The sequence below is a fragment of the Megamonas hypermegale genome (genome assembly GCF_900187035.1).
Taxonomy (GTDB): domain Bacteria; phylum Bacillota; class Negativicutes; order Selenomonadales; family Selenomonadaceae; genus Megamonas; species Megamonas hypermegale.
Window position 1 is genome coordinate 1151432 of sequence record NZ_LT906446.1, and the last position, 16589, is coordinate 1168020.

Below are 16589 nucleotides of genomic sequence, written 5' to 3' on the forward strand. Positions count from 1 at the left end.
TACTTAATCATTATTTGCTTAATTATTAATTATATACCAAAATAAACATTTAGCCAATATTTTAGTATGTTATTTACTGAACAACATTATTTATTTAATACATAAAACTATTCACTTATTAAATAGCATTATTCACTTACTATATATCATTATTTATTTAACACATACAGCTTAACTATATCTAAATCTTGTAACAATTTAAAACCAAGCGCTAATAAAACTACATAATATAAATCCAAACCTAAACAATCACCTATAAAGACGAAAATTATTGCTACAAATATATTTATAAAAAAACCATATATAAATAAATGACTTTTGAAATCTTTCTTTATAAGCATTCGTACGCCTTTAACTACAGATTCAATTCCAGCTAAAATGGCTACTGAAAATAATTTACTACATTCTACTGGAATGACTACAGGTACAAAATAACCAATTAAGCCACCAAGTAAACTAGCAACTATACACAAAATAAGAACTTTCTTCATATCAGCTAATCTCCAATATCTATCCATCTACTGCTCCAAAGCTGTAACATATTTAAATTGTACTGCACCTTTATAAGCTGGTATTATTATATTTTCATCTTTATGAACATTTAATTGTATACCCCAAACACTAAGACTTTCTGCTACACCGCCTCGCATTTTAATAGCGTTTTCCATATTTTTAGCATTACCTATCGCTTTTATCTCATACGGTGCTGATATACGTGTATTATTTATAGAAATAGTTGGTCCTGCACATCGTATTTCAGATGTAGAAATTAAACGTTGTTCGTTTATAGCAATGGCTTCTGCTCCTGCTGCACGCAACTCATTGATAACTTTTAAAACATCTTCATCATGAATGATATACAAATTAGTATTATCTGTTGAAGATATCATTTTTTTACTATCTTCTATTTCAAGCACTACACCTGGTCCTTTTACTGCTGTTGTTCCTGCCAGTAAATTTATTTTTTCTGGAACCTTATCATGCATATCAGTATTTTCTTTTAATCTAGCCAATTCAACTTTTAAGGCATCACGTTCTTTTTCTGTACTCAATAATATATCAGACAACTGCTCTATACGCTGATACTGTGTAGAAGATTTTAAATTATCCTGTGTAGTTCTAATCTGTACAGCTATCATAAATCCCAGCAAAAAGCATATACAAATTATTGAAAAAAAACTTTTATTTTGCATCATAAAATTCCTCATTGTTTAATCTTCAACACCGGTCTTGAATAACTCAAATCTATATATTCAACAGGAATAGTTGTTGTACTCATATCTTTAAAAATTTCTTGTGTCTTTTCTGCTATTTTTTCAACATCTTCTAAATTTCCTAGAATGATTTTTGTCCCCTTTACTGTATATAATTCAATATGTTCTTTATCTGCAATATTTACTTGTCTAATTTGACTTAAAACTTCATTATTTAATAAACCTAAATACACCAATATTTTTTTTACAGTATCATCATTTATACTATCACCAATATAAACATCTTGCAAAACCATTCCTGTTATCACAGGTTTTTGAATTTTTTTTGCATCAGTATATATATCTATAACAACACTATTTTTATCTAAATTAACATAACCATAATTACAATTCATCACGGCTACAGGTAATCTTTCAGTAATCTCTATATTTAAGCAGTTAGGAAAATCTCTCCATACTTTTGCAGTATCTATACGCAAATCATTTTGTAAATAATCTTGAATTACATCCGTCTGTACAGAGAAAATATTGAGTGGTTCTTTTATTCTAGCTATCTGCAATACATCTTCTCGTGGCAAATATGAATTTCCTGTTACTTTTACATAACCAATTTTTAATAGTGGCGAATTAATTATAAATATCAGCATTAATATAGAAAAGAGGCCTATTAGACCTCTCACTATATTGCGCTTTGAAATAAATTGTCTTGATTTACCCGGATTTTTCGACATAAAAAGCGCTCCTTATTATTTTTCCACCGCCATTTGTAAAATCATTTCACATAATGTAGCAAAATCAATACCTATTGATTGAGCTGCATCTGGTACTAATGAAGTTTCTGTCATACCCGGTACAGAATTAATTTCCAAAGCGTATGGAATATCATCTTCACTGAGCATTACATCAACGCGAACCATACCTTTACAATCTGCTACAGTACAAGCATCAATACATAATTTTTGAACTTCTGCAGTTACTTTTTCACTGAGTGGAGCTGGAATTATATGGTGTGATTCACCTTTTGTATATTTACTTTTATAATCATATCTGCCAGAATTTGTCGTGATTTCGATAATCGGTAAAGTTTTCTTTTCATCATTGCCATAAACAGGAATGGAAAGTTCTCTACCTTTGATAAATTCTTCTATGAGTATTACATCATCGTATTTAAAGGAATTTTCTAAAGCTGCTTTTAATTCTTCTGCTTTTTCTACGATTTCCACACCGATACTAGAACCTTGAGAAGCCGCTTTTACGACAACAGGCAAAGAAAATTCTTTTATAATTTCATCAGTTAAATTATTATTTAAATCTCTTTTGCGCAAAAATCTACTTTTTGGTGTAGATATACCAGCCGAACGGAATAAATGTTTCGTTGCAACTTTATCCATAGTTACAGCACTGGATAATACGCCACTGCTTGTATATGGCATATTAATCATATCAAGGGCTGCTGCTATTTTACCATCTTCACCGTACTTTCCGTGTACAGCATTAAACACTATATCACATTTACTGCGTTTAATATCTTCTACTAAAGTTTCTGGTACAAATTCCATACCTTCAGCATTATAACCTTTATTTTTAAGTGCTTTTAAAATAGCATTACCTGTAAGTCTGGAAATTTCTGCTTCGCTAGATGGGCCACCCATCAATACGATAATTTTATTGAAATTCATCTTTAAAACTCCTCTATTCATGTTTAAACTCATCAGCTAAAGTTTCTCCAACAGTATAAATATTTCCTGCTCCCATAGTGATGATTAAATCGCCTTTTTGCGTATTATTTTTCAACCAAGGTGCTATATCTGCTAATTTTTCAATATACACAGCATCAACACCAGTCTGTTTTTTAACTTCATCAACTATAGTTTTTCCGCTGATACCTGGGATAGGGTCTTCACTAGCTGCATAGATATCTGTCAAAATCAAAACATCTGCACCTTTAAAGCAAGAGCCAAATTCTTCACGTAAAAGCTTAGTTCTTGTATAGCGATGTGGCTGAAATGCTACGACTAAACGATTTGGTTTTGTCTGTTTTGCTGCTTTAATAGTTGTCTGAATTTCTGTAGGATGATGTGCATAATCATCTACAATCCATACATCACTATTTCTGAATTTAGTTTGGAAACGGCGTTTTGTGCCTGCAAATGCAGCAAAACCATCAGCAATTTCCTGCATGGATAAGCCGAGTTGTCTGCACACAGCGATTGTAGCTAAAGCGTTTAATACATTGTGACGACCTGGTACATTAACTGTGACTTTACCAAGATTTTCACCTTTATATACCACACTAAATGTTGTATGCGGTCCATCTGTCATAATATCTGTAGCTGTGTAATCAGCTTCATGTTCTAAAGCATAAGAAATGTATTTGCGGTCAACTTTTGGCGCGATATTTCTGATGTTTTCATTATCAAAGCAAAGTACAGCTAAGCCATTTTCTTTATCCAAGTTCTGTATAAACTGCACGAAAGCTTTAATGATGTTTTCCATTGAACCGTAATGGTCCATATGGTCATCTTCAATATTTGTAACAACAGATATATGTGGATAAAATTTTAGGAATGAACCATCACTTTCATCTGCTTCTGCTACGAGATAATCAGATTTACCGAGTTTTGCATTGCCGTCTAAATAATCAACAAAACCACCGATTATGATTGTTGGGTCCACTTTGGCATGTTCTAAAACTACGCTAATCATAGAAGATGTAGTAGTTTTACCATGTGCACCTGCTACTGCGATGCCTTTTACTGCGTTTAATAAGTAAGCTAAAATATCGGAACGATGGAATATTTTAAGTCCAAGTTTTTTTGCTTGTACAAGTTCTGGATTATCTTGATGAATAGCAGAAGATAATACGATAGCTTCTTTGCCTTCTACATTAGAAGCATTATGTCCTTTGTAAATAACTGCACCTTTAGAGCGTAATTTTTTTACAACTTCTGAATCACTTAAATCAGAACCAGAAATTTCATATCCTTTATCGAGCATTACTTCGGCAATGGCACTCATGCCTACTCCGCCAATACCAACAAAATGTAATTTCTTTATATTTTCAAGCACCTAATAAGACACCCCTTATCTATTTATCTTTTATTTCTAGCTAAATCTACAATCATTTCAGCTATAGTCTGAGCTGCATTTGGTTTACCCATATTGCGACTAGCTTCAGCCATTTCTTGTAACTTATTTTCGCTAGATAACATTTCTTCTAATGTTTTAATCAATTTTTCGCCAGTTAAATCTTTATTTAAAATAACTTTACTAGCGCCATTTTTTTCCAATTCACGCGCATTGAATTCTTGATGATTTTCTGCTGCAAATGGATATGGAATTAAAACAGAAGGTACACCACGCGCTGTAAGTTCAGCAAGGCTTGTAGCTCCAGCACGGAAAACAGCTATATCAGCTGCTGCCAAAGCTTTTGGCATATCATACAAATATGGATATACTGAAAGATTATCCGTCTTCTGCCAATCAATGCCCATTTTTTCCAAGCCATCGATTACAAAATCATATTCTGTTTTGCCTGTAACATGCATGATTTGCACGCGGTAATTATTAGCAAAATGTTTATGAACTTCTAGCATTGCTTTATTAATGCTATGCGCTCCACGGCTACCACCTGAAACTAAGACAGTTTTTTTAGACGGGTCTAAGGAAAATTCCATAAGTCCTTCATCGCGTGTGCTCAATAAGATATCATCACGAATTGGATTGCCTGTAAAAACTGTTTTTTCAGCAGAAAAATGTTTAGCAGCGCGTTCATAACCAACAGCTATTTTATTTACAAATTTAGCTAAAATTTTATTAGTAACACCAGGTATTGCATTTTGTTCCTGTATGAGTGCTGGCACTCCCATAAGTGCTGAAGCCATTAAAATAGGACCACATACATAACCGCCAGTACCTACAGCAACATCTGGTTTAAAACTTTTAACTATTTGACGCGCTTTGACCATACTTCCTAAAGCTTTGCCTAAAACAGCAAAATTTTTCATAGTCAAATGGCGTTCAAAACCACTTATTTCTAATGTGGCAAAAGGAATTTTTTCACGTGGTATAATATCCGCTTCTAAACCTTTTTTTGTACCTACATACAAAAATTCTGCATCAGGTACTAATTTTTTTATATTATTTATCAAAGTAATTGCCGGATAAATATGACCACCTGTGCCACCACCGGATACAATTATTCTCATCTATTTTCCTCTTTCGATTTATTTCAATTCATTTACGATACGTTTGAAATCACGACCACGAGCTTCATAACCATCGTACATATCAAAACTTGCACAAGCTGGAGATAAAAGTACTACTTGTGGTGCTTTTGCCATATCATGTGCTAATTCTACAGCTTTTTCCATTGAATAACCTGCTTTATAGATATTTACAGCTGGATATTTATGTTTTAAAGCTTCTGCTTCAAAACGAGCTGTAGCATCGCCTACTAAAATCAATTTATCTACATGTTCATTTACAAGTGCATAAAATTCATCAAGCGGTGTCTTTTTATCATCGCCACCAGCAATCAAAATAATATGTTCAAATGTGCCAATAGCTTTATTAGCTGCTTCTGGATTTGTTGCTTTAGAATCATTGTAGTAAGTTACACCGTTTAAAGTTCTAACCGGTTCAATACGATGTTCTACTGGAGCAAAATCTTTTAATACTTGTGCCATTTTAACTGTATCGCCACCTGCTAAAAATGCAAGTGATACTGCTGCAAGTGCATTTTCAATATTATGAGCACCTTTTATCTGCATTTCATCTACTTTGCAAATTGCATGCAACATGCCATGCCAACGAATTACAAGTTGTCCATCTTTAACAAATGCACCTTCCTCTAATTCCTGGCTACTGCTGAAAAAGCAAATGGTGCTTTTAGCACGTTGTGCCATGGAGCGAGTGCGTTCATCATCATAATTCAATACGAGAAAATCATCTTTCGTATGATGAGCGAATACTTTTTCTTTTTCTGCCTGATAAACATCCATTGTTTTATGACGAGCTAAATGGTCTGGTGTAACATTTAAAATAGCCGCACCTTTTGTTGTAAATTCACTGGAAGCTTCCATTTGATAACTGGAAATTTCTGCTACGATACAACCATCTTCACCGATGCGATAGCATTCTTCACAAAGCGGTGTACCAATATTACCACCTACACCGACATTATTTTTACCGTAAATAGTTTTCATAAGTTCGCCCAATAACATTGTTGTTGTCGTCTTGCCGTTTGTACCTGTTACAGCAAAAATAGGTGCTTTAGCTAATTTATAAGCAAATTCAACTTCACTTATGATTGGCACACTCTGTCCTACTTTTTCAAAAATAGGAATGTGACGCGGTACAGCAGGAGAAATAATCACTAAATCTGCATCTTTAAATAAAGCTTCTGTCTGTTTGCCTAATACTATTTCTACTCCTGCATCTCTAAGTGGTTTTAAATCATGTTTTTGGTCTACATTTTCATTTGCATCGCTCATGATTACAGTAGCACCGAGTTTTTTGGCCAATTTAGCAGCTGCAAAACCACTGATACCAGCACCAACTACAATAACTTTTTTACCAGTCAAATCCATTTTTTATCTACCTCGAAAAATTTTATTTAATTATATCAGATATTCAAAATACACTTTTATAATAATATTACTTATCCATGCCTTTAATCAACGTCAAATGATATATTATTGTTAATCAATCATATAATAACAAAATAATTCATTAATCTAGCTAAAATGCAATGTGAGCATAGCCAATACACAAAATACGAGTTCTGCTGTCCAGAAGCTCCATACTACACGTGTTTCAGACCAACCTTTAAGTTCAAAATGATGATGAATAGGACTCATTAAAAATACACGTTTACCTGTTGTTTTAAATGAAGTTACTTGGATTATAACAGATAAAGTTTCAATAACGAATAAACCACCCAAGATGATAAGCAATAATTCTGTTTTAGTTAAAATGCCAAGTGCCGCCAAAACACCACCGAGCGCTAAAGAGCCTGTATCACCCATGAATACTTTTGCAGGATGATAATTAAATTTCAAAAAGGCTACGCAAGCACCGAAACAAGCAAAACTAAAAATAGCTAAATTGATTTTGCCAAAATACAAGCAAACAGCTACAAAACCGAGTGAAGCTACAGCCATTGAACCTGCAGCCAAGCCATCAAGTCCATCAGTTAAATTAACAGCGTTTGTCGTACCAACAAGCACACCGATTACAAGTACATAATAAAACCAGCCAATATCATATGATTTACCGATAAATGGTATCCATACATCTTGTGTAAGGCCTGTATAATTTACACCTATATACGTTACGATTAATGCAATGACAAGTTGTCCCAAAAATTTTTGCTTTGCTTTAAGACCAAGATTGCGTTTTAAAACTACTTTAATATAATCATCTAAAAATCCTAATACGAAATGACCGAGCATAACAAATAAAGCTAAGCCCATTTCAATAGTTAAATCAGCAAAAATCAAAGTCGCTATAGTAATACCAGCAATAATCATGATACCGCCCATAGTAGGTGTACCAGATTTTACCTGATGACTTTTTGGGCCTTCTTCACGAATACTTTGTCCAAATTTTAATTTATGTAATTCAGGTATTAAAAAAGGACCCATAACTAATACTATGAGGGCAGCAGCAATTGCTGCCCCAAACATATTGATATTAAAAATATCCATCATTTATATTCATTCTCCAGTAATTCAATTATTTTTTCCATATGCATGCCATGAGAGCCTTTAAATAATACAGTATCATCTTTCTGCAATACTTTTTTCAGTGTTGCAACTGCTTCTTCATGATTTGCACATTCATAAACTTCTGGTATACCGATTTCACGTGCTTTACGTGCAGTATTTTGAGTGAGCGTACCTCTTGTAACGATTATGGATACGCCAGCTTCTTTTGCTTGAACAGCTATATCTTCATGTGCTTTTACTTCTACACTGCCGAGTTCAAACATATCACCCATGACAAGAATTTTACGTCCATCAGTTACTTTTGCTAAATTGCTCAATGCAGCTTTTGTAGACATTGGGCTAGCATTATATGCGTCGTTGATTACGTTGAAATCGCCAACTTTTTTATATTCAAAGCGCATAGCAGTCGGTTTAAAGGAAGCTAAACCTTTTTGCATTTCTTCAATTGTAAGGCCACAAGCATATCCTACAGCTAAAGCAGCTAAGCAATTATATACATTGTGAATGCCAAGCATATTAAGTGTAAAATGTGCCATATTTTCGCCTATAAATGCATCAAATTCTGTCTTGCCTTCGCCTACAGTTTTAACATTGAAAGCTTTTACATCAGCCGCATGATTTATTCCAAAATATATAGGACGTGCTTTTGTAACTTCGTGCATTTTAGCTACATGTTCATCATCAGCATTTAAAACGACTTTACCATCAATTTCAATTGCCTGTGCCATTTCACTTTTTGCTTTAGCGATATTTTCTATAGAACCTAAAAGTTCCATATGAGTTTCACCAACATTTGTGATAACACCTATTGTTGGTTTAGCAATATCTGTCAATAATTTTATTTGACCGAGTCCGCGCATGCCCATTTCTACAACAGCAACATCGTATGATTTATTGAGCTGTAATAAAGTCATAGGCAAGCCTATTTCATTGTTGAAATTTGCTTGTGTTTTTAACACATTCCATTTACCAGAAAGTACAGCAGCAGTTAAATCTTTTGTAGTTGTCTTACCATTAGAGCCTGTTATACCAATCACTGGAATAGAAAATTTACTGCGCCATAATTTTGCTAAATCCTGATATGCTTTGAGCGTATCATTAACAGCTAAAATATCAATTTCTACATCTTCAAGTCTTGATACATCATAATCTTTATTTACAATAGCACCGATTGCACCTTTTTTAGCTGCTTCAGCAATAAAATCATGTCCATCAAATTTTTCACCTTTAAGCGCTACGAACAACATACCTTCTTCAACTTTTCTCGTATCAGTTGTAACACCGCCAAAAATTGATGCTGAAGTTATCTTCTTCAAAACAGCATTAGTTACTTGCATAACTTGTGTCAAAGTAAATTGAAAATCAGCCATTTAATTTCCCCCTAATCGCTTCAATTGCAACTTCTTTATCATCAAAATGAATTGTTCCTGTTTTTAAAATCTGATAATTTTCATGACCTTTACCAGCTATTAAAACGATATCATCTTTTTGTGCCAATTCAATAGCACGGAAGATAGCGTGTCTTCTATCTGTAATTTTTTCATGGAAATTACCATGTAATGCTGGAAGCACACCAGCTTCTACTTCTGACAAAATAAATTCTGGGTCTTCAGTGCGTGGATTGTCTGATGTAGCGATTACGACATCAGCAAGCTGTGCTGCAATGCGTCCCATAATTGGACGTTTTGTTCTATCACGGTCACCACCGCAACCAAATACAACGATTAAACGTTTTTTAGCGATTTCGCGCGCTGTCTTAAGCACATTTTCTAAACCATCTGGTGTATGCGCATAATCGACAATTACGCTGAAATCTTGTCCTTGACGAACTAATTCAAAACGACCAGCTACAGATTCAAAATTTTCTAAGGTTTCTTTTATGATAGCAGGATTGATATGTTCTGCCAAAGCTGCACCAATTACACCTAAAATATTATACACATTGAACATACCTGTAACTTTTAAATCAAAATGCATAACTTCATTATTATATTCTACTTCAAAAGAAGCACCAGATGCCTTTATTTCTACATTTTCAGCTTTTAAAGTAGCATCTTTATGTTTTATACCGTACGTAATCAAATCACATTTTGTATGTTCAATCATTGTCTTACTGCCCAGTTCATCATCAATATTGATGACAGCTGTTTTACCTGTTTTCACTAAATCTGGTGCAGATAAGCTATCAAATAATTTAGCTTTTGCTAAAGCATAATTTTCCATTGTTTTATGATAATCCAAATGGTCTTGGGTTAAATTTGTAAATATTGCTGTATCATATTCACAACCTGCTACACGGTTCATATCAAGCGCATGAGAAGAAACTTCCATCACAACATAATCCATGCCTTTTTCATACATCTTAGCTAAAGTTTCTTGCAAATCAATTACATCAGGAGTTGTATTATGAATTGGCAACTCTTCGTCTTCAATCATGATTTTAATTGTGCCGATAACGCCAACTTTATAGCCAGCATTGCGCAAAATATCACGCAACATATACGTACTGCTTGTTTTGCCGTTTGTTCCAGTCACACCAATCATGCGCATTTTTTTACCCGGATAGCCCCAGAAATATGGTACACAAAGTTCCATGGCTTTATGAATGTTTTTTACCTTTATAACAGTAATCCCTTCTGGAACTGTTACATCTTTTTCTGTCATAACAGCGCATGCTCCTGCGTCAACAGCTTGCGGAATGAATTTATTTCCATCTACTCTGGTACCGGAAATACATACAAATAAAGTGTTTTTTCGTACACGACGCGAATCATGCGCGATGAATTCAATTTCTTTACTTGTATCTCCCAATACTTCTACATCTTTTAATACAGACACCAGCTGTTCAATGGTCATTTTGTATCCTCCCAAAACTATTATTCTTAATGACTATATAAATCAACCTATATTATAGCTCACTTATGTATTAATGTATATAACAAAAAAATTAAGCCATAAATTCTTTTTTCAAAGAAAATATGGCTTAATCATTAATTACTCGTATTTGAGAAGAAAAATTTATCTGGCAAAATCATACCCAATTCTTGTTGTGCTATTTGCTGAATTCTTTCAGGAGATTTTAAATGAGCTATTTCTAAATGTAATCTAGAATTTTCCGTTTCTAAAACTGTTGCCTGTCTTTTCATTTGATTGAGTTGATAAGCTTCACTTGCAGCTACCCCACTACGCAAAATGAAAAAGACTGCCATTATTGTAGTAATAGCAAACAATATCATACATCTAGTACGCAGCGCATTATTCAAATTCTTTTCCTGCCTTCTCTGTTTAACTGTTTTTCTAATTTTATTCTTCTTTGGTAATGCTTGCACATTCTCCCATTCGGACTCTTTACGCTGCGCTAACATAATTTATCCCTCCTGAAATTATAATCTCTCAGCTATCCTCAATTTAGCACTTTTTGAACGCGAATTTTTCTCCATTTCTTCCATAGATGGCTTAATAGCTTTGCCACAAAGTTTTATCTGTGCTTTATGATGGCATACACAAATTGGCAAATGCGGTGGACAGATACAACCTCTTGCCATTTCTTTGAATGCATTTTTAGTAATTCTATCTTCTAAAGAATGGAAAGTTATAACGGCTATTCTACCACCACTATTTAAATGATTAACAGCCGTGTGAAATGTTTCTTCCAATATACCAAGCTCATTATTTACTTCAATTCTAATGGCTTGGAAAATTCGCTTTGCTGGATGTCCTGTAGCTTTTTTTCGCACAGCCGCAGGTATTGCTCTTCTAATAATATCCACTAGCTGTCCTGTTGTTTCAATCGGTTTTTCTCTACGATACTGCACGATAAACTGTGCAATTCGTTTTGCCCAGCGTTCTTCTCCATAAGTCTTAAAAATATAATTTAATTTTTCTTCATCATATTCATTGACTACATTATATGCTGAAAATTTTGCTGTCGTATCCATACGCATATCTAATTCAGCATCATGCATATATGAAAAACCTCGTTCCGCTTCATCTAACTGATAAGAGGAAACGCCTAAATCGAATAAAAACCCATCGACAAATTCTATATTCAAATCATTTAAAACTTGTTCTAAATCTTTGAAATTACTATGAACAATATCTATTTTACATTTATACTGACTTAATCTCTGTGTTGCTGCTTTTATAGCATCATCGTCTTGGTCAATCCCGATTAAATGACCTTTTTCACTCAATCTTTCAGCTATTCGCGAAGAATGACCTGCGCCCCCTAAAGTACAATCCACATAAATTCCATCTGGTTTTATGTTCAATCCTTCAATAACTTCATTTGGCAGAACACTGATATGTTCAAATTCCACTAACTCACCACATCTCTAAATTCCTTATATATAAATAATAATTATTTATATAATTTTAACAGGCATTAAAATTTATTTCAATAGAAAATACTTTTCTACACTAAAATCATTAGCTTTTATACCAACCTAAACGTTCAAAAACAGGAATATAATGCATTCTTTCATAGAATGATAAGAAAGTATTTTCCGTATGGAAAATAGGCACACGTTCCAATGCATAAATATTACTATCCTTATCTATATTGCCATATTTAATTGTAAATGCACCTTTATAACCTGCTTCATCAACTAATTTTGCAATATATAAATTATACGTACCTGTTGGATAAGCTATAAATAATGTATTTTGATTTAACTGTTGGTCGAGTGTCTGCTTAGATTTGACAAGTTCTGTACGAAGTTGATCTTCACTAAGTCCTGTCATTGATTGATGAGTTGCTGTATGTGACTGAAAATCCATGCCATGAGCTTTCATTTCTTTAATCTGGTCCCAAGTCAAATAATTTGGCTGTGCACTTACAAAATCCGTTATGACAAAAATCGTGCCAGTAAAACCATATTTTTGTAAAATTGGATAAGCATTGACATAATTATCTTCATAACCATCATCGAAAGTTATCATTATAGGATTAGGCGGAAGTTCTGCCCCATTTGATAAATAATCATATAACTGTTGGCTATTGATGGTATTATATCCATGTTCCTTTAAATAAGCCATTTGTCTATCAAAATCAGCAGGCAAAACAGATAAGGATATATTCATATCATCTATTTTATGATAATTTAAAACGGTAATTGATATATTATCTTCATTTTCAGCCGCTGATGCTGGCACAATTTTAGGACTCGACACCAATAGTGGTAAACATAAAACCATTACAACTAAAATCAGCTTATACCAAATACTTTTCTTTAGCATGAATTTTTCTACTCTCTTTCCTTAAAATCTTTTTGCTCGACGATATTTATTTCCTATATAAAATATAACAGTAACTATCATTACAAGCAATGCTATCCACTGCACTGGATATAAAATAACATCTTTATCTACACTCAAATACATAAACCCCAAATAAAAACGAGATAATGCAATCAAGAACAATGCCAATAAAAAAATCGTTCCGTTACTCAATAATTTAAAAAATCGATTTATCAATGTTAAAAGCACTGTCAAAATAAAAATACCAAAATTAATCGCTGCCTGATAAAAAGCAACTGGTTGAAAATATAAATATCCTTCAAAACCAGATGGTCTATATTTATATTCAATATACTCTGCAGGGGTATGGTCATTTGGAATATCTACACTGAGCGGCGTTCCTACTGAAAATTGCATCATAAAATTTGTTATCTGCAAGATAACTAAACCAAAAACAATAGCTGGCATAATTAAATCCAACCAATATAAAATTTGCATTTGATTGACCTTTAAACAGATAGCACAAACGGCAAAAAATACAAGTAATGCACCATATATAGATAATCCACCTTGCCATAAACAAAAAATCTCGCTTAAATTCTTACTAAAATAATCCATATTTTGCATTACATAAACAATTCTAGCGCCTACAATACTGCAAGGAATACCCCAAACCATGATTTTGATTATGATATCGAAGTTTTCTTTATGTAGCCATACATTAATCCAGCTAATCGCTAATCCTAAAATTACAGCTACTGCCATTACGATACCATACCAATATACATTTACACTATTCCACGAAAAAGCTATAAAATCCATATTCCAAAACCTTCTTTAACTCCTTGCTATTAACTTTTTTTGCACAGTTACTTATTTTAACTCTAACTATAAAATTTATCAATTAGTATATCCAAACTTAATAAAATATGATATAATTCCCATGTAAATAAATTATTTATAGAAGGAGACTTTTAAATGACTTTAACTAAAGACATGGGTATCATGGAAGTTGTAAGCAACTATCCTGAAACTGTAGAAGTATTTATAAATGCTGGTATGGGTTGCCTCGGTTGTGCTGCTGCTCATTTTGAAAATATTGAACAAGGTGCTACTGCTCACGGTATCGACGTTGACCAGCTCATGGAAGACTTAAACGCTGTAGTTAATAAAGAAGCTTAATTTCCATAAAATATGCCACTGACTTTTTTGTCAGTGGCTTTTTTATTTTTTACATGATATCATATTGTTTACAATATTACAACAAAAACACAATAAAGGAATGATTATTTTGTCAATTGATAAGGTAAAAGCATATTTTAAACAATTTAATATGGAAGATAAAGTCATGGAATTTCCAACTTCTAGCGCAACTGTTTCTGAAGCTGCTCAAACATTAAATTGCGAAGAAGCACGTATCGCTAAAACAATGTCATTCAAATTAAACGATACTGCAATTTTAGTGGTAATGGCTGGTGATGTACGAATAGATAATCATAAATTTAAAGAAAAATTTCACAAAAAAGCTACGATGTTAAAAGGTGATGAGGTAGAAACCTATACCGGTTTTCCAATCGGTGGCGTTTGCCCATTTGCACCAAAAGATGGCGTAAAAGTATATCTTGATATATCCCTAAAACGATTTGATATCGTTTATCCAGCCTGTGGTAGCCGAAACAGTGCCATAAAATTAACTATTCCAGAGCTTGAAAAATATTCTAAAGCTATCGAATGGATAGATATAAGCAAAAATTAATATAAAACTTCATTTAAAAACAATATTTATTAATTTTAAACTGGTATAAATAATACCAGTTTATTTTTTATTCAAAAACAACTTTATTACTATTAATCGCAACTAGGCAGTAAAAATACTTATCAGGTTCGTTGGAGATTTAAAAACAACGTTTGTTACTATTAATCTAATTTTCATCAGTCATTAACATATCAAATATTAACAATTCAAAAACAACATTTGTTACTATTAATTTCTTATTCCAAGTTCCCAATTTCTTATGGTGTTCCTATTCAAAAACAACATTTGTTACTGTTAATCCCGATAAAACTATTATAAAAAATCACCCTCTTGTATTCAAAAACAACATTTGTTACTGTTAATCATTTTATATATATACATTATTAAATGCTCATATTTTATTCAAAAACAACATTTGTTACTGTTAATCGGTGCGCGGTGTTATTGGAATAATAAACTTTTCACCGTCATTCAAAAACAACATTTGTTACTGTTAATCAATTTTTATTGGCTAGATAAAACTAAATACTACCATATTCAAAAACAACATTTGTTACTGTTAATCGTCATCCACGAATTTTTCTTTACTCCATGTAATAGCATTCAAAAACAACGTTTGTTACTGTTAATCCGTTTTAAAATCCGCCAAAATTGCATTTAATATTTAATTCAAAAACAACGTTTGTTACTGTTAATCATAAACAGTATAAAATTAAAGAGAGGTGTTATTTCAATTCAAAAACAACGTTTGTTACTGTTAATCCTGTTTGACTTAAGCCGATGTCTTTTCTTAACTCCTATTCAAAAACAACGTTTGTTACTGTTAATCGCAAGTTTTGCCGAATTCAAAGCCACTTGATACAGCATTCAAAAACAACGTTTGTTACTGTTAATCTGTAGCATTGTGTTTCGTTCTTGTTCATTTAGTTCCATTCAAAAACAACGTTTGTTACTGTTAATCAGAAGCTATAGCCTATAAATATTATTATTTACATTCATATTCAAAAACAACGTTTGTTACTGTTAATCTACAAATGGAACAACAGGAAACATGATGAAGTTTATATTCAAAAACAACGTTTGTTACTGTTAATCTAATAAATAAAAAGTTTGGAAAACTAACAATACTCGAATTCAAAAACAACGTTTGTTACTGTTAATCTCAGCCACGAATGGCAGGTGCAGACTTGTATGCTCCATTCAAAAACAACGTTTGTTACTGTTAATCCGCAGTTACAAAAAATATGTTTAGAGATGAGCTTCATTCAAAAACAACGTTTGTTACTGTTAATCTATGCAAACAGTAATCGACACACAAGCGATTGTAAAATTCAAAAACAACGTTTGTTACTGTTAATCATAGAAAACAGTAAATTATTTATAACTGGAAGTTTTATATTCAAAAACAACGTTTGTTACTGTTAATCCAATCTATCGAATACCCATATATGCAAGCAAGCGTATTCAAAAACAACGTTTGTTACTGTTAATCCCTCGTCTTTAAAGACTTTATATTTTATAATATAGCTCAAAAACCTTGACATTTCAACATTCTAAGTAAAATTTACCAGGCATAATGCATTTATCTTTCCAATGAAAGAAATGAGCCATAACGCTTTTATTTATAAGGGTTTATTGGCATATGCTTAT

Annotated in this window: 16 protein-coding genes and 1 CRISPR repeat array; of the genes, 2 read left to right on the forward strand and 14 right to left on the reverse strand. The window is 32.7% G+C overall.

Going from position 1 to position 16589, the window contains the following annotated elements; genetic code table 11:
• Positions 1-149: 149 nt before the first annotated feature.
• The 14 genes from CKV65_RS05475 to CKV65_RS05540 form a co-directional block, all read right to left on the reverse strand.
• Positions 150-518, reverse strand: coding sequence for a small basic family protein (locus CKV65_RS05475; protein WP_231922642.1), 369 nt, complete (start codon positions 516-518; stop codon positions 150-152).
• A complete protein-coding gene (locus CKV65_RS05480; protein WP_027889759.1) occupies positions 519-1196 on the reverse strand; it encodes a DUF881 domain-containing protein in 678 nt (225 codons plus the stop codon).
• Between the two features lie 8 nt (positions 1197-1204).
• Complete coding sequence (locus CKV65_RS05485) at positions 1205-1861, reverse strand: cell division protein FtsQ/DivIB (protein ID WP_231922643.1); 657 nt, start codon at positions 1859-1861, stop codon at positions 1205-1207.
• Between the two features lie 99 nt (positions 1862-1960).
• Positions 1961-2893: a D-alanine--D-alanine ligase family protein gene (locus CKV65_RS05490; protein WP_027889757.1), complete on the reverse strand. Its 933-nt coding sequence runs from the start codon at positions 2891-2893 to the stop codon at positions 1961-1963.
• A gap of 13 nt (positions 2894-2906) precedes the next feature.
• On the reverse strand, positions 2907-4283 hold the full coding sequence (murC, locus tag CKV65_RS05495; protein WP_027889756.1) for a UDP-N-acetylmuramate--L-alanine ligase: 1377 nt from the start codon (positions 4281-4283) through the stop codon (positions 2907-2909).
• A 23-nt stretch (positions 4284-4306) separates the two neighbouring features.
• A complete protein-coding gene (murG, locus tag CKV65_RS05500; RefSeq protein WP_027889755.1) occupies positions 4307-5422 on the reverse strand; it encodes an undecaprenyldiphospho-muramoylpentapeptide beta-N-acetylglucosaminyltransferase in 1116 nt (371 codons plus the stop codon).
• Between the two features lie 18 nt (positions 5423-5440).
• Complete coding sequence (gene murD / locus CKV65_RS05505; RefSeq protein ID WP_027889754.1) at positions 5441-6805, reverse strand: UDP-N-acetylmuramoyl-L-alanine--D-glutamate ligase; 1365 nt, start codon at positions 6803-6805, stop codon at positions 5441-5443.
• 147 nt (positions 6806-6952) lie between these two features.
• Positions 6953-7927, reverse strand: coding sequence for a phospho-N-acetylmuramoyl-pentapeptide-transferase (mraY, locus tag CKV65_RS05510; protein WP_027889753.1), 975 nt, complete (start codon positions 7925-7927; stop codon positions 6953-6955).
• Positions 7924-9315: a UDP-N-acetylmuramoyl-tripeptide--D-alanyl-D-alanine ligase gene (locus CKV65_RS05515; RefSeq protein WP_027889752.1), complete on the reverse strand. Its 1392-nt coding sequence runs from the start codon at positions 9313-9315 to the stop codon at positions 7924-7926. Before CKV65_RS05515 ends, mraY begins: the two co-directional genes overlap by 4 nt.
• Positions 9308-10801: a UDP-N-acetylmuramoyl-L-alanyl-D-glutamate--2,6-diaminopimelate ligase gene (locus CKV65_RS05520; protein ID WP_027889751.1), complete on the reverse strand. Its 1494-nt coding sequence runs from the start codon at positions 10799-10801 to the stop codon at positions 9308-9310. The genes CKV65_RS05515 and CKV65_RS05520 overlap by 8 nt, the downstream gene beginning before the upstream one ends.
• 134 nt (positions 10802-10935) lie before the next feature.
• Positions 10936-11310 (reverse strand): cell division protein FtsL, encoded by a 375-nt coding sequence (gene ftsL / locus CKV65_RS05525; protein ID WP_027889750.1) that lies wholly within the window; start codon positions 11308-11310, stop codon positions 10936-10938.
• A gap of 18 nt (positions 11311-11328) precedes the next feature.
• A complete protein-coding gene (gene rsmH, locus CKV65_RS05530; protein WP_027889749.1) occupies positions 11329-12264 on the reverse strand; it encodes a 16S rRNA (cytosine(1402)-N(4))-methyltransferase RsmH in 936 nt (311 codons plus the stop codon).
• Positions 12265-12373: 109 nt separating this feature from the next.
• Positions 12374-13183 carry a polysaccharide deacetylase family protein gene (locus CKV65_RS05535; RefSeq protein ID WP_027889748.1) on the reverse strand — a complete coding sequence of 270 codons (810 nt, stop codon included), beginning with the start codon at positions 13181-13183 and terminating at the stop codon, positions 12374-12376.
• 21 nt (positions 13184-13204) lie between these two features.
• Positions 13205-14005 (reverse strand): prolipoprotein diacylglyceryl transferase, encoded by an 801-nt coding sequence (locus CKV65_RS05540; RefSeq protein ID WP_027889747.1) that lies wholly within the window; start codon positions 14003-14005, stop codon positions 13205-13207.
• A 156-nt stretch (positions 14006-14161) separates the two neighbouring features.
• On the opposite strand from CKV65_RS05540, the gene CKV65_RS05545 reads away from it, so the two are divergent.
• Positions 14162-14365, forward strand: coding sequence for a DUF1858 domain-containing protein (locus tag CKV65_RS05545; protein ID WP_027889746.1), 204 nt, complete (start codon positions 14162-14164; stop codon positions 14363-14365).
• A gap of 100 nt (positions 14366-14465) precedes the next feature.
• Positions 14466-14939, forward strand: coding sequence for a YbaK/EbsC family protein (locus CKV65_RS05550; RefSeq protein ID WP_479691169.1), 474 nt, complete (start codon positions 14466-14468; stop codon positions 14937-14939).
• Between the two features lie 137 nt (positions 14940-15076).
• Positions 15077-16431: direct repeats of the CRISPR family, unit length 30 nt; unit sequence ATTCAAAAACAACGTTTGTTACTGTTAATC.
• Positions 16432-16589: the final 158 nt, after the last annotated feature.